12 protein-coding genes and 3 pseudogenes are annotated in these 13,860 nt (G+C 64.0%); 3 read left to right on the forward strand and 12 right to left on the reverse strand.

Features of this window, described 5'->3' with window-relative positions; genetic code table 11:
• Positions 1-193: 193 nt before the first annotated feature.
• The 9 genes and pseudogenes from QX135_RS32295 to QX135_RS32330 form a co-directional block, all read right to left on the reverse strand.
• Positions 194-1,213: a 2Fe-2S iron-sulfur cluster binding domain-containing protein gene (locus QX135_RS32295; protein ID WP_316197093.1), complete on the reverse strand. Its 1,020-nt coding sequence runs from the start codon at positions 1,211-1,213 to the stop codon at positions 194-196.
• A 27-nt stretch (positions 1,214-1,240) separates the two neighbouring features.
• The gene (locus tag QX135_RS32300) at positions 1,241-2,380 is read right to left on the reverse strand and encodes an ABC transporter substrate-binding protein (protein ID WP_315745546.1); all 1,140 of its coding nucleotides are present in this window, start codon (positions 2,378-2,380) and stop codon (positions 1,241-1,243) included.
• Between the two features lie 16 nt (positions 2,381-2,396).
• On the reverse strand, positions 2,397-3,383 hold the full coding sequence (locus tag QX135_RS32305; RefSeq protein ID WP_316197094.1) for a DUF1116 domain-containing protein: 987 nt from the start codon (positions 3,381-3,383) through the stop codon (positions 2,397-2,399).
• A gap of 220 nt (positions 3,384-3,603) precedes the next feature.
• The gene (locus tag QX135_RS32310; RefSeq protein ID WP_410052530.1) at positions 3,604-4,701 is read right to left on the reverse strand and encodes an ATP-binding cassette domain-containing protein; all 1,098 of its coding nucleotides are present in this window, start codon (positions 4,699-4,701) and stop codon (positions 3,604-3,606) included.
• Positions 4,693-5,220 (reverse strand): annotated as a pseudogene (locus QX135_RS32500) (ABC transporter ATP-binding protein); the annotation flags it as partial. The gene QX135_RS32310 and the pseudogene QX135_RS32500, both read right to left, overlap by 9 nt.
• Positions 5,217-6,167, reverse strand: coding sequence for a branched-chain amino acid ABC transporter permease (locus tag QX135_RS32315; RefSeq protein WP_315745543.1), 951 nt, complete (start codon positions 6,165-6,167; stop codon positions 5,217-5,219). The pseudogene QX135_RS32500 and the gene QX135_RS32315, both read right to left, overlap by 4 nt.
• Positions 6,164-7,033 carry a branched-chain amino acid ABC transporter permease gene (locus QX135_RS32320; RefSeq protein ID WP_284417321.1) on the reverse strand — a complete coding sequence of 290 codons (870 nt, stop codon included), beginning with the start codon at positions 7,031-7,033 and terminating at the stop codon, positions 6,164-6,166. Before QX135_RS32320 ends, QX135_RS32315 begins: the two co-directional genes overlap by 4 nt.
• A 17-nt stretch (positions 7,034-7,050) precedes the next feature.
• Positions 7,051-7,665: a hypothetical protein gene (locus QX135_RS32325; RefSeq protein WP_316234487.1), complete on the reverse strand. Its 615-nt coding sequence runs from the start codon at positions 7,663-7,665 to the stop codon at positions 7,051-7,053.
• A gap of 26 nt (positions 7,666-7,691) precedes the next feature.
• On the reverse strand, positions 7,692-9,056 hold the full coding sequence (locus QX135_RS32330) for an aromatic ring-hydroxylating dioxygenase subunit alpha (RefSeq protein WP_315745541.1): 1,365 nt from the start codon (positions 9,054-9,056) through the stop codon (positions 7,692-7,694).
• A gap of 193 nt (positions 9,057-9,249) precedes the next feature.
• Here QX135_RS32330 and QX135_RS32335 point away from each other — a divergent pair, with 193 nt between their 5' ends.
• Positions 9,250-10,209 carry a LysR substrate-binding domain-containing protein gene (locus tag QX135_RS32335; RefSeq protein ID WP_315745539.1) on the forward strand — a complete coding sequence of 320 codons (960 nt, stop codon included), beginning with the start codon at positions 9,250-9,252 and terminating at the stop codon, positions 10,207-10,209.
• 215 nt (positions 10,210-10,424) lie between these two features.
• On the opposite strand, the gene QX135_RS32340 is transcribed toward QX135_RS32335, so the two are convergent.
• Both QX135_RS32340 and QX135_RS32345 read right to left on the reverse strand, forming a co-directional pair.
• Positions 10,425-10,889 (reverse strand): hypothetical protein, encoded by a 465-nt coding sequence (locus tag QX135_RS32340; RefSeq protein ID WP_316197095.1) that lies wholly within the window; start codon positions 10,887-10,889, stop codon positions 10,425-10,427.
• Positions 10,890-11,059: 170 nt separating this feature from the next.
• Positions 11,060-11,896: pseudogene (locus QX135_RS32345) on the reverse strand (DUF2493 domain-containing protein); the annotation flags it as partial.
• A gap of 237 nt (positions 11,897-12,133) precedes the next feature.
• Here QX135_RS32345 and QX135_RS32350 point away from each other — a divergent pair.
• A pseudogene (locus tag QX135_RS32350) lies at positions 12,134-12,791 on the forward strand (SOS response-associated peptidase).
• Between the two features lie 384 nt (positions 12,792-13,175).
• Positions 13,176-13,586, forward strand: coding sequence for a hypothetical protein (locus QX135_RS32355; protein WP_315745536.1), 411 nt, complete (start codon positions 13,176-13,178; stop codon positions 13,584-13,586).
• A gap of 136 nt (positions 13,587-13,722) precedes the next feature.
• Here QX135_RS32355 and QX135_RS32360 read toward each other — a convergent pair.
• A partial coding sequence (locus tag QX135_RS32360; protein ID WP_315745548.1) for a DUF736 family protein occupies positions 13,723-13,860 on the reverse strand: 138 nt, incomplete at its 5' end.

Raw genomic sequence — 13,860 nt, forward strand, 5'->3', positions numbered from 1 at the left:
GGTGAGCCGCGGCCGCACAAGACGGCGGACAGGCCAAGCGTACGATCAGAAGCCGGCGACAAGAAAAGCGCGTGACGGTTTCAGTCCCGTTTCCAGAGAGATGCCTCACGCCTATCAGCCAATGCCTTGGGCTGGAAAAGATCGTTCCGCGGTGGGTCGCAAGCTCCAGAACGACGTGGCTCATCCTCGGTAGCTAGGCTGCTCGCTTTGGGACGCCGGCTGCCACGAACCGCTCGGCAATGATGCTGTCGGGAGCAGCGCCCAGCTCGATTGTGACGCGGCGCGCGCTGTCGGTCATCGCCGGCGGGCCGCATAGATAGACATCGTGTCCATCCAAAGATCGTCGCCCAATCAGGTCGGTCGCCCCCCCCTGGCTGACGTCGGCTGGGCAAGGCCCCGTAGCGACCGAGATCCGCAAATCGAACTTGGGGATGGCGTGCGCGAGCTCGCGCAGCTCGTCGAGGAAAAACAGATCACCGGCGGTATTGACGCCGAAGCACAGCGTGACCTCGCGGTTTTCGCCGGTCGCCTTCATCTGCCGCAGCATTGACACCATGGGCGCGACGCCCGTGCCTCCCGCCACCATCAGTACCGGCCGATTGCTGGACCTCAGATAGAAAACACCCTGCGGGCCACGGCATTGAACAACATCGCCGGGCACGGCGCGCTCGGTCAGATGGCGCGACATCGCACCGTCGTCGATCAGACGGACCAGAAACTCCAAGCTGCGATCGTCGCTGGGAGAGTTGGCCATCGAGTAGGAGCGCCATTCCGCCGTCCCCGGCACTTGGAGATTGACGTACTGGCCCGGCAAAAACCTGATCGGCGACAGTCCGAGCGTCCGAGAGACGACCCGGACCACCGACGCGCTCAGCCGCTCGACGCTTTCGATCTTCGCCGAAAACGGCTTCGCCGGGATCAGCTTGGCGCGCTCATAGGGCAACTGGATCTGCACGTCGCTACGGGCGAGCGCAACACAGGGCAGCATCTCGCCGGCGTCAATCTCGTCTTGCGACAGCGACACCGAGGCCCCTTCTTCGTAGTCCAGATCGCCGCCCAGGCACGTCGCCCGGCAGGTTTGACAGTCGCCGACCTCGCAGTCCGAGCTGAGCGCGATTCCGCCGCGGCGCGCGGCGGCGAGAATGGTCTCGCCGGACTTCGCCTCGACGTGGGCGCGGTCGCCATCCACAAAGATGAGAGAAACAGTCGGCATCGGTTCACTCCTATCGGATGCACGCGCTTATTGTGCGAGAGAGAACTTGCCGTCCTTCACCGTCAGCATCACGACGCTGTCGGCCTTGGCACCGAAATGGTCGTCCGGGCCATAGGAGTACACCGCGGTCACGCCGACATAGTCCTTCATCCCTTCGATGGCATCGCGGATCTTGGCGCGGTCGGCGCCCGCCTTTCCGATCGCGGTGGCGATCATGTTGACGGCATCGTAGGCGTTGCCCGCGAAGGTCGCCGGCGGCTTGCCATACTTCTTCTGGTAATCGGTCACGAAGCTCTGCAGCGCGGCCTTCTGCGGATCAGAGTCCTTGAGCGATTCGATCACGTAGATCTTCGACGACGGGATCAGCACATCGTCGGCCGATCCGCCGGCCAGCCGGAGGAAATTGAAGTCGTTGGCCGCGTGAGACATATACAGCGGAGCGGTGAAACCAAGCTGGCGGTAGTTCTTCGCCGCAATCGCCTGCCCCGGACCGGTCGCCCAGATCACCACCGCATCCGGCTGCGCGCTGCGGATCTTGGTGAGCTGCGGCGTCATATCCTTGTCCGAATTGGCGTAGGATTCTTGCCCGACGATCGTCAGGCCGAATGTTTCCGCATTCTTGACGAGTTGGTCGCGACCGCTGGTGCCGAACGGCGAGTCAGCGTGCAGCACTGCGATCTTTTTGGCTCCGCGCTTCTGCATGTCCGTCATCATCACGCTCTGCACCAACACGTCGGTGAGCGGCGACAGGAATAGCCACTTCTTGTCCTGCGCTGGCAGGACGATGCCGCGGGAGCCGCCGTTGGAGATCATGGGTGTCGACGCATTCTGGACGGTGTCGACAATCGCGTAGGAAGAGCCGCTGTTCATCGGCCCGACCAGCGCGACTACTCCGCTCTGTTCGAGCAACCGCTTGGCAGCGGTGACCGACTTGGTGTTGTCGCCCTCGGTGTTGACGTTGTCGAGTTCGAGCTTCTTGCCGGCGATGCCGCCCTTGGCGTTTATCTGCTCGATGGCGAGCATCGCGCCCTCGAGTCCCGGCTGGCCGAGCGAGGCGAGCGGCCCGGATGTTTCGAGCAGGCCGCCGATCTTGATGGTGTCGTCCGCGCGTGCGGCGGTGGTGGCCATCACGAGCATCAGCGCAACCAGCATGGCTTTGGTATTCATCGTCAGATCCCCTGGGTTAGGAAGGTCGTGGGAGCGCGAGCGAATCGACCGCGGCGGCGAATGGCTGCAGCGGCGGCCGGTAGATCCCGCCGCCGATGCGGCCGTTGCGTCCGCTGCGATCGAGAATGCCGAGCACGATATCGAGCGGCGTGCCGCCTCTTGCGACGGCGCGGGCGACTGTTCCGATCCTGATCCCGCTGCGCTCGAATCCGCGATGAACCGCGGGCAGCAAGTCTGCTGAATCGCTGGAGGGCCCGCCGGCCTGCGGGAGCGAGACTGCGGTCATGGCGCCGAAGCCCATGGCGTCGACCAACGCGCTGTCGCCGATCGCGCCGAGGCGATCACTGCTCTGAAATCCTGGCAGCAGATTGCCTTCGGGTGGCTCAGCCGGTGCGACGAACCAACGCTCGCCGCTGCCACCCAGCTTGACGCCGCAATCGACGCCGTTGCTGCCAAGCGCGGTGACGAGGCTACTGCCCTCGCCCACCCCGGCATTAGCGATGCACTTTACGCCCGCCATCCAGAGATTGAGGAAGAACGCAGAGGCCCTGTCCAGAAATCGGCGCTCCGGCGTGTCGCCGCCGAGCCGCGGTGCGATCAGCTCGATCAGCCGGCGGGTGGCCGCCGACGTGCGCGAATGGCAGTCGTCGCCGTCCATCAGCGCGCGGTCGGCGATCTCGATCAGAGAGATATCGTCGTCGGCAACGATCTCCAGCGTCGCGGCGAGATTACCGTTCATCCAGCGCAGATGCGTCAGCACGTCGCGACTGCACAGCCCCAGCCGCTGCGCCAGCGCCATGCCGCCGTTGAGCGGACTATACGTGGTGTTCGCCGCATCGGCGGCGTCGGCCACGATCTGCACCGCCATGTTGGGCGACAGCACCGCCGCGAGCGGCACCGTCGCGCTGAAATCCTGCGCCGGCGCCAGTTGCACCTCGCCGTGCGTCAGCATCGTGCGGGCCGACGTTTCGTCCCTGGCCCAACCTTCGAACAGGATCGCCATCACGGCGCTGTTGAGAATCGGCTCCGCGATCGCACCAAAGCGCACCGGCGGTCCGGCATGCAGGATGGTCCGGTCCGGGAACGCGATGACGTCCTGCGCAGAGGTTACACCGCGCCAGACCGGTCGTACCGCGTGCATCCGCGCCAGTGCGGCGCGGTCCGCAGGGTGAAGGCTGGTCTCGGCTGGGCGCGCGATCGCGGCCGGGTCATGCTCGGACAAATCAGCCTCCGTTGATCGCGACGGCGCTGCGGCCTGCGTCGGCGCCGTCCGGTTCTGCCTCGTACGACCCGAGATAAGCCTCGGTGAGGTGACGGTCCTGCAGCAGCGTCCGTCCCGGCCCCTCCGCGACGACGCGTCCGTTGGCAAGTACGTAGCCGCGATCCGCGATCGACAGCGCGGCGGTCACGTTCTGCTCCACCAGCAGGATCGTCAGACCCTGGTCGCGCAGCCGTTCGACACAGCGCAGGATCTCGGTGAGCACTTGCGGCGCCAGCCCGAGCGACGGCTCGTCGAGCATCAGCAGTTTGGGCTCGCCCATCAAGGCGCGGCCGATCGCCACCATCTGCTGCTGGCCGCCGCTGAGCGTTCCGGCGAGTTGATCGGCACGCTCCTTCAGCACCGGAAACAGCTGGTACACGGTTTCCAGCCGCTGCTCGAAGCCGCGCCGCTCCGCAGCGCTGCGCCAGATCACATGATGAAAGCCCCGCATTCGACGCAGTGCGTAGCGGCCCGCGGCGAGGTTCTGCAGGACCGTGAGCGAGCCGAACAGCGCGCGCCCCTCTGGCACCAGGCTGATGCCACTCGCGACCCGCCGGTCCGCCGCGACGCGACGCAGCTCGACCTGGTCGAACGTCATCTTGTCGGCGGTGCAGGCTTCCACGCCGGCGACCGCCCGCAGCAGGCTGCTCTTGCCGGCGCCATTGGCGCCGACCAGGGCGACGATTTCTCCGCGACCGACGCCGAGCGAGACCCGATCCAGCGCTCGCAGACCGCCGTAGTGGACGTCGAGGCCGGCGATCTCGAGCAGCGGCGGCGCGACGGCGCGGACCACCTTCGGCGCCGTCGGCGCGCTGTCGCGGCGGCCGAGATATGCGTCGAGCACCCGCGGATGTCGACGTACCTCTGCCGGCTCGCCGTCGGCGATGATGCGGCCCTGGTCGAGCACCAGGATGCGCTGCGCCAGCCGGCTCACCAGCGGCATGTCGTGATCGATGAACAGGATGGTCTTGCCGGCGTGGGAGAGCGACAGGATGATATCGCCGAGCGCGCGCTTTTCGAGATCGTTCAGGCCGGCACCGGGCTCGTCGAGCACCAGCATCCGCGCGCCCGAGGCGAGCACCCGCGCTATGCCGAGCAGCCGGCGCTGCCCCGCGGTAAGGATCGACGCCGACTGATCAGCGAGCTCGCGCAGCCCGACCGCGGCGAGATGCGCATCGGCCTCGCGCCGCAGTACGCCGTGGTCGAGCAGTTCCGCGCCGCGGCCGATCATCGACGGCAACAGCCCGAGACGATGGCGCGGGACGCCGCCCACCATGACGTTCTCGCGCACCGTCAGCCGCTGGAACGGCTCGGCAGCCTGGAAGGTGCGTGCCAATCCCCGGGCGACGATGTCGTGCGGCGCTTCGCCGGTGATCGTCTGGCCGTCGAACCGTACCGAGCCGGTCTGCGGGGTGATCTCGCCGGAGAGGACGTTGAGCAGCGTGGTCTTGCCGGCGCCGTTGGGACCGATCAGCGCGACCAGCTCGCCGGCGCCGACGTCGAAGCTGACGTCGGTGAGCGCGCGGAAGGCGCCGAACTGCACCGACGCGGCCTGGACTGAGAGAAGCGAACCGCTCATCTCGTGCTCCCCACCGTGCCCGTCCGCCGTACACGCAACGCCAGCGTCGCGATGCCACGCAACAATCCGTCGGGACAATGGATCACGCTGATGACCAGCAACGCGCCATAGGCCACGATGTCGTACGCGCCGAGCGGCTTCAGCAGTTCGCCAATCAAGGTGATGAAGATGACTCCCATCAGCACGCCCCAGACATCGGCGAAACCGCCGATCGCCACCATCAGCAGCAGCTTGATCGAGAAGCCGACGTCGAACGGACCTGGGCTGAGATAGCCGATGTAGTGAGCGTAGAGCCCGCCGCCGAGTGCGCAGAACAGGCCGCTGACCATCATGACCAAGCGCTTGATCGACTGCACGTCGTTACCGACCGAACGCGCCGTGGCTTCGTTTTCCGAGATCGCCCGCATCGCGAGGCCGGTCGGCGACGCCACGAGATTCTGCGCGCCGAGGATCGCGGCGATCGTCGCCAGCCACACGACCGGCAGCATGGCGAAATCGTTACCGAGGGTGAACCCGAACAGGCCGAGCGGCGCGATGCCCGTCAGCCCATCCGGTCCTCCGGTGACGCCGTGCATTTCGACGAAGCAGATTTGGACGATGATACCGAACGCCAGCGTCGCCATCGCCAGATAGTGACCTTTGAGACGGAACACGAGCCAGCCGATCGCCCAGGCCAGCAGGGCCACCACGGCGGTCGATAGCAGGATATCGAGCCAAGCGGGAATGCCGAGCCATTTGCCGATCAGCGCAGCGCCATAGGCTCCGAGTCCGTAGAAGGCGGCGTGGCCGAGCGAAATCTGGCCCGTGAAGCCGGCGATCAGCGCGAGCCCGATGGCGGGCAGCGCCTGCAGGCCGATCACCACCAGCAGGCTGACCAGGTAGCCGTTGCCGGTCGCAGCGCAGGCCAGGAGAGCGATGATCAGAGCGGGGATGCGCCACCACGTCATGCGCGCACCCGATCATAGTCGCCGAGCAGGCCGCCGGGACGGAACAGCAGGAAGCCGAGCAGCAGTGCGAACGCGATCGCGTTCTTGTAGCCCGAGCTGACGTAGCCTGCGGAGAACGCCTCGAGCACGCCGAGCACGAGGCCGCCGACGGCGGCGCCGATCGGGCCGCCGAAGCCGCCGACGATGCAGGCGACGAAGCCCTTGATGCCGAGTTGCAGGCCAGTGTCATACTGGGTCAACGCGATCGGCGCGATCACGATTCCGGCGATCGCACCGAGCGCTCCCGACATGACGAAGCCGACCAGGCTCATGGTCTCGACTTTCATGCCGACCAGTCGCGCCGCGAACGGATTCATCGCGCAGGCCCGGAACATCTGGCCGAGGTAGGTGCGGCGAAACAGCAGATCGAGGCCGCCCATCGCCACGATGCCGATGCCGATCACCCACAGCGACTGCGGCATCACCGTTGCGCCCAGCAGGTGGATCAGCTTCTCGCCGGAGAACGCCGGCATCGGCTGCGCGTCGGTGCCCCAGATAATCGCGGCGATGCCTTGCAGCACGACCCCGACCCCGATAGTGACGATGATACCGCGCATCACATCGCCCCGGACGGGCTGGATCGCGATGCGCTCGATCAGCACCGCAACCGCGCAGGTGATCACGATAGCGAGCAGGATGGCCAGCCACAGCGGCGCGCCCGCGACGTTCAGCGCGATCGCGCTCATCGCGCCCACCATCGCAAAATCGCCCTGCGCGAAATTGACGATGCCGGTTACGTTGTAGATGCAGGTGAAACCGACGCCGATCAGCCCATAGATGCTGCCGACCACCAGTCCACTGATGAGAAACTGCAAGGCGTCGGACATCGGTCCTCCTTCGCGCGCTAGACCTGCATCCAGGATTCGGAAAACGCGAGGAACGCGGTGCTCTTGCGCGTGCCGGCGAAATCGCGCTGCATCACATTGCCGGCCAGCGGGCGGCCGTTGATGGTCACCGAGCCCTCGCCCGCGTCGAGGAACAGGCTGTACATCTGGTGGATCTTGGTCGGGCCATTTTCCGCAGGCATATCGACCGCGTAGGGAGCGCTGAGCTTCGACCAGGTCGCGACCACTTCGACATCGGCGCTGCGCACGATCTCCGAATAGGTCGACAGCGTACTGCCTTCGCGGCGGCACTCGATCATCGGCAGCTGCGTCACCGCGCCGATACCAGGTGACACCCGGAAAGATGCAAATTTCGAGAAGAACTCGGCGACCAGATATTTGGCGAGCGGTTCGTTGTCGCTGATGCAGAAATTGTCGACTTCGGGACGGCCCTTGGCGACGCCCGGCTGATCCAGCACGACGATGCCGCTACCCATGCCGTACGCGGAGTAGAAGATGCGGAAGAAGCACATCAACCCGGTCCACGGACCGTCCTGCGTGTCCTTCAGATAGATACCGGGGTTTTCACCAGTCCAGGCCACGACGCCGGGATGAATAGGACTTTTGCTCGACACGTTCGAAATCTCCCTGCCCCTGAAGATCAGGCCGCTGCCTGCGATGCGACGGTGTTTTCGTACTCGCTCAGAAGCCTGCGCACGGTTTCATGACGATCGTCGGCGACGTGATGATCGCCCTCGGTCACGATCTCGGTGACACGGCGCCCGATCTCTTCCTGCAGCTCGAGATCGTCGACACCGGCGATCGGCGGGATCGCCAACACGGTGTCGTGGCAGTAAGTCGGGATCACCCCACCGGAACGGAGCGTGGAGCGCGGCGGCTCCTCGCCGGCGGCGACCTTGCGGATGTCGCGGCGCAGCAGCTTGCGCAGCATGACCACGCCCTTGTCGCAGTAAGTCAGGTGCTCGAGCGCGTGGAGCGCGATCGGACGCTGGGTGACGATCGCATCGTAGTCACCGGGCAGACGCTGCCGCTCCTCGAATGAGCCGCCGGCGCCCTGGCCGTAGAAGTCGACCTTCTCCAGGCCGCAATCCTCCTCCTTGCCGATGCCGCGTGGATTGACCTCGGGGTGGAAGTGCCGCCACCCGATCACCTTGCAGGTCGTGTTGTCGATCGGCGTCGTCCAGCGGGTGATGCCGACGCGGCCGAACTGCTTGGCGTCCTGGCCATCCTCCCAGATGTGCCCTACCTGCGCGAGGTTCGGCATGATGATGTCGTTTGAGCGGACCCAGACCTTGTCCTTCCAGCGCCGGGTGGTGACGTAGATCATGCCGGTCGGCGTCTCGACGAAGTCCATCACCGGCAATTCGCCCCAGGTGTCGGAGAAGTGCGAGAAGGTGACGCGGGTGTGCAGGAATACGGCGTGCGCCGGGTCCATGACGTTCTCCTGCACCTGCAACCAATTGCATGGATAGGTGATGCAGTACGGCACGAGCTTGTCGCCCGGATAGACGTAGCTGTCGAAGATGGGAAACTCCGGAATGCTGTCGGGCGGCCCGAAGTAACCGAAGATCAGGCCCTTGTACTCCTTGCAGGGGTAGGCACCGTGGAACAGCCGGTCCTTGAGCGCGCTCCCGGGCGGATCGCCGGGCGTCTCCAGCACCTGCCCGTCAACGCCGAACAGCCAGCCGTGATAGCAGCAGCGCAGTCCGTCCTCGGTCGGCAGGCCGAATTCGAGCGACGTGCCGCGATGACTGCAGTGCCGGTCGAGAATGCCGTACTCGCCCTTGGTGGTGCGGAATACCACCAGGTCTTCGCCGAACATGCGGAAGCCGAGCGGGACATCACCGAGCTCGGACGTCAACGCGATCGGCTGCCAATAGCGGCGCAGCAGTTCGCCGGCCGGGGCTCCCCGCTCCACATGAGTGAGTTCGACGTTCTCGCCAGGCGTCTCCTGCTTGAGATAGCCGCCATAGGCCGTCGTGAGAAACTGTTTCTGTGCAACCATCGCTGCCTCGTGCCGCTCGCGCGGGTCGTTGGAATTTGCGCGTTCGAGTATTGTGCCGGGCGCTGGTTCTGCCAATAATAGTTACATGCACGATCAGTTTGGAAATCTTGAACTGCCCAAGCTTGCAGCGGTGACGCTCAAGAACAGAGCAAGGATTGCTCGAAAGCCGAGCCTTTGAAGGACGGAGGCCGATTTGGCGAGCGATAAATACAAGGACCAGATCGAGGTCGGAGAGGCCGTCCCCAAACTTTCGCTGCGGCAACTCACGTATTTTTTGGCAACCGCGAACCACGAAAGCGTGTTACGCGCCTCGGAAACGCTGAACGTATCGTCCGCTTCAATCTCGACGGCGATCTCACAGATCGAGGAGTTCCTGCAGACGCAGCTCTTCATACGGCGTCACGCGCGCGGCCTCGTGCTGACCTCGGCGGGACAGGATCTCGCCGCTCACGCCCGAAACATTCTTCTCCATGCCCGCGAGATCGAAGCCGTAGCGCAGCGGGGGCCGTTTCGGGCCGCGGGCCGCATCAGCATCGGATGCCTAGCGACAATCGCGCCCTATCTGATCCCTTTGGTGTTGCGCGACCTGCAAGAGAAGCATCCGGAGATCGAAATGCGCTGGCGCGCTGACAAGCACGAAGCGCTGCTCGACGGATTGCACAACGGAAGTTTCGACCTGATCATCGTCTACGATTACGACATTCCTACCACGCTCCACCCCTCACCGTTACGATCGATGCCGGTCCAGGTGGTGCTGCCGAGCGACCATCCGCTCGCGTCGAGCCAGAGTTGCTCCCTGTCGGATCTGGTCAGCTTACCGATGGTGCTACTCGATCAGCCACGGACTCGCGACTATTTCCTATCGTTATTCGGAAACCGCGGCCTCAGTCCGAGTGTCGCGCACCGTGTCGATTCTTTCGAGATGGTACGCAGCCTGGTTGCGAATGGCTTCGGGTTTTCACTTCTCAACTTCGTGCCACCCTACAACGTCCACGGTCACGGGACACTGACATCGCGGCCGCTCGCGGATGTCGACCGGCCCCAAAACCTGGTCCTGGCCCGATTGTATCGGTTTCGAGCTCCGCGTTTGGTTGATGAACTATTCAAGAGCGTCAGCTCTGCCGCCCAGCAGCTTACTATTTCTACCCTTTAGTAGCCGATCCGAAGACGCTGCTAACGATCAAAGCCCTTCTGTCTTCAAACAGGAAGACGTCTACAGCAGCAGTGGGATCGTTCTCGGCGTGGGGCGACGCGCTGGCGTGAACGAAGAAGGCAGACATCCGCGGACGGATGCGCTACGCAGTCTCGACCGCTGGGCAATCCTCGATCTGACGCAGAACAGCGGTCGGCCTGGCTGCGCCGTCAGGCTCATAGCCGCGATGAACGGTGAGGCTGATCGCCAACCTGCTCGGACCGAAACCGGCGAGGCAGATCGGGTCCAAGCAACTGGTGCAAGGCGCCCGCACCGACGAGGAGTGCCCCTGACCATCCGATGATCTCGCCCAAAACCTCTAAAGGCCCGGCAAGCAAAGCAAGTCCCTTGGCCGCATGATGGCCGGCGACAGCGGCCGGACCGAGAAAAGCAGCCGCAACTATCCCGCGCATCGCCATGTATCGCGAGGCAGCGAACAAAAATTGACCGCTGGCCAGCGTGAGAACTGTCGCAATGAGGCCGGCCCCAAATGCCCACCCGATTCCAATGCCGGCATTCAGGGCCGCCAAGCCGACGCTGACCGCGACGAAGAACGGGAGTGCGTGAACCGCGAGCGCAAACAGCGCGCGGCACAAAAGTCCGACGCTGACCAGTCCAAGGATGAGAGTAATCGCGGGCATGGCGGTGGCCTCCGTGCAAAGCTATGACGGGATGCGCCTTCCACCACCACCGCGGCGCGATCCGAACAAGATGCATCATGATTCGGACAAAGTTGCGGAGAGTCGCGCCGACGCTCGAGCGGCGTCCGACGCGTTGTGAGATCGGCAGAGCGTTGAGGAGTTGACGGCGCTCACGCGCCGCCTTTCCCAAAGGTCCAGACGGGAATACCGAGGCGACGGGCCTTGTCGGCGAGATTGCCCTGGATCCCCGAGCCGGGGAAGACCATGACGCCGATCGGAAGCGTCTCCAGCATGGCGTCGTTGCGTTTGAACGGTGCTGCCTTGTTGTGCCTCGTCCAGTCGGGCTTGAAGGCGATCTGTGGCACCTTCCGGTTCGCGGCCCATTTGGAGGCGATCAGCTCGGCGCCTTTCGGCGAACCGCCGTGCAGGAGGACCATGTCGGGATGTTTGGCGTGAACCTTGTCGAGGCGGTCCCAGATGAGTGCGACATCGTTGAAATCCGGTCCGCCGGTGAGTGCGATCTTCGGCCCCTGCGGCAGCATGACCTCGGTCTCGGCGCGTCGCTTGGCAGCGAGGAAGTCGCGGGAGTCGATCATGGCGGCCGTCAGCGTGCGGTGGTTGACCTGCGAGCCCGATCGCGGGCGCCAGGGCGATCGCGTATGCAGCTCGAAGGCCTCGGCGGCGAGGTCGCGGAACAGCTCCATGGCGTTGCGGCGCTCGACCAATGACAGTCCTTCCGAGGTCAGGCGTTCGAGCTCGACGGAGCGGACCTCCGAGCCATTCTGCTCACGCTGGCTGGTCCGCTGCGCCTGCTCATTGCCGTCGAGCTCGCGCTCGATGCGCATCGTGGCGCGGTGAAACAGGTTGACTGTCGACCACAAGAGATCCTTCAGCTCAGGTTCGAGGCGAGTATCGGAGAGTGTCGCCACCAGGGCGTCGAAGATGTCGGCGACCGCGCCAGTGGTGGCCCTGCCCTCCGGCAGCGGCCGCGGATCAGGCTCGTCGTCGTTCGTTTCACGTCGATCTCAGGGAGATTTCGACGAGTGGGGTCTGACATAAAGCGTTCACGGCCTGGAAATACGCGATGTGGGACGCAGGCCGCCGCCTCCCGACCCAGAATACGTCCGGCAGATCCCAGTGCTTCTGCAGTGCGGAGATCGATCTCAGGACGACCGAGGGCCACATCTACTCAACACATATGGACACCACGCAATGACGAGCGCTGGAGCGGACTGAGCCTTAGAATGTGCAACCTCTACAGCATCACCACCAACCAGGCCGCAATCGCGGCACTGTTTCGGGTCGTCCGCCGATATGAAGGTAATCTTCCTCCGATGCCCGGTGTCTTCCCGGACTACCCGGCACCCGTCATTCGCGGCAACGAAGAAGACCGCGAGATGCTGATGATGCGCTGGGGGATGCCGCCGCCTCCACGGACCGGCGGGCCACCCGTGACGAACATCCGCAACACCTCGTCTCCGCATTGGCGGGGCTGGCTGAAGCCCGAGAACCGATGCCTGGTGCCCTTCAACAGCTTTGCGGAATACGCGCCAGAACCGAACCCAGAGACCAAGAAGAAGGATGTGGTCTGGTTCGCCTCGTCTGACGATCGCCCGCTGACCTGCTTCGCCGGCATCTGGACTGAATTCCAGGGCGAACGCGGAACAAAGTCCAAGCCGATCCCGGGCCCTCACCTGGTTTACGGCTTCCTGACGACCGAGCCGAACGCCGTCGTCGCTACACCCGAAGGCGATGCCGGTCATCCTGACGACGGATGAAGAGCGAGAGGTTTGGCTTCGCGCACCATGGAATGAAGCCAAAGCGCTCCAGCGTGCACTTGCAGATGATGTCCTCAAGATCGTCGCGCGCGGTCCGGCAAAGGAAGACATAGCAGCAGCCTGATGCAATATCGCAACCCAATTGAGCAATTTTGACCAGACGGCGCTGATGAGCTGCGCTCTTCTTCTCGGTCATGCTTGAGGAGCTTCGCAATGTCGACGGGTGCGCGTTGGACTGAGCTGCTGACATGCCCAAACTGTAGAAACTCCGGGCTTTTGCAGCTATTTCAACCTGGTGGATCGACATACGAATACCGTGCGGAGTCCGTTCCGGACCGCTTCAAGATTGTTCACACCGAATGTGGTGAACTCTACTGGTGTCGCGGTTGCCTCCGGGAGGCCATTCACAGCGACCCGGGCCGACTGCATGCGACAAGCGAGCAGATCAATTAGCATCTGCTCCACTTGCTAAAGATCTTGGATACCGTGCCGGTGCGCAGAACGTTATATGAGCCGCACATTGCCAAGCGCGGTCATTCACTCCGATCCGGTTCGTGGCATCAACTCCTTTACCAAGATGCTCCTTACAAACCCTGCGAACCGAACATTAGATCGAGATCACGCCAGTCGAGGCTCGCCGGCCAAGCTCCCGCTTAAACAGCCTCCGCCGAGAATAATCCCTTCAACCATAGCCTATGTAATTGCACACTCGCCGGCGCTGCTGTTCGCTTTCGATATGACCGATCGACTGGGAGCCTCGCGCAAGATGATGCTGTTTCACCTCGAAGCAGCGTCTGCATACGCCGAAGAGCTCGGTGAAACGACGACTCTGCATCTCATTGATCGTACGAGGCGGGAAATCGAGCATCCACCTCCGGCGGAGCAGGCACACGAGCCGAAGCCGCCAACATTGGCGTAAGCCTGTCAAGCTTCACACTTGACGCTGCTCGGCGCGAGGCCCCCGGCTGGAAGGGCGTGGTCCGAGATCACACCAGCAACAGCCAGAGTCCGACCTTGGCTCCGCCCGGGTCATCCGGGCGGAGCCCTCTGTGGACTCACTCCGCCGTCTTGCGCGGCCGCGACCACAGGAGCGTGTAGCCCTCGCCGCCCTCGTCCTCGAACAGGTTGGCGTAGATCGGGGCGTTGAAGGAAGGGTCGTCGAGCTTGAGCGAGAGATAGTCGCGTCCCTCCTC

Source organism: Bradyrhizobium sp. SZCCHNR1098 (assembly GCF_032489375.1).
Taxonomy (GTDB): Bacteria; Pseudomonadota; Alphaproteobacteria; order Rhizobiales; family Xanthobacteraceae; genus Bradyrhizobium.

Coding starts and splice junctions, on each gene's coding strand:
- QX135_RS32295 (WP_316197093.1), bottom strand. CDS start 1,213: ATGCCGACTGTTTCTCTCATCTTTGTGGATGGCGACCGCGCCCACGTC.
- QX135_RS32300 (WP_315745546.1), bottom strand. CDS start 2,380: ATGAATACCAAAGCCATGCTGGTTGCGCTGATGCTCGTGATGGCCACC.
- QX135_RS32305 (WP_316197094.1), bottom strand. CDS start 3,383: ATGGCGATCCTGTTCGAAGGTTGGGCCAGGGACGAAACGTCGGCCCGC.
- QX135_RS32310 (WP_410052530.1), bottom strand. CDS start 4,701: ATGCTGGTGCTCGACGAGCCCGGTGCCGGCCTGAACGATCTCGAAAAG.
- QX135_RS32315 (WP_315745543.1), bottom strand. CDS start 6,167: ATGACGTGGTGGCGCATCCCCGCTCTGATCATCGCTCTCCTGGCCTGC.
- QX135_RS32320 (WP_284417321.1), bottom strand. CDS start 7,033: ATGTCCGACGCCTTGCAGTTTCTCATCAGTGGACTGGTGGTCGGCAGC.
- QX135_RS32330 (WP_315745541.1), bottom strand. CDS start 9,056: ATGGTTGCACAGAAACAGTTTCTCACGACGGCCTATGGCGGCTATCTC.
- QX135_RS32340 (WP_316197095.1), bottom strand. CDS start 10,889: ATGCCCGCGATTACTCTCATCCTTGGACTGGTCAGCGTCGGACTTTTG.
- QX135_RS32355 (WP_315745536.1), top strand. CDS start 13,176: ATGAGCCGCACATTGCCAAGCGCGGTCATTCACTCCGATCCGGTTCGT.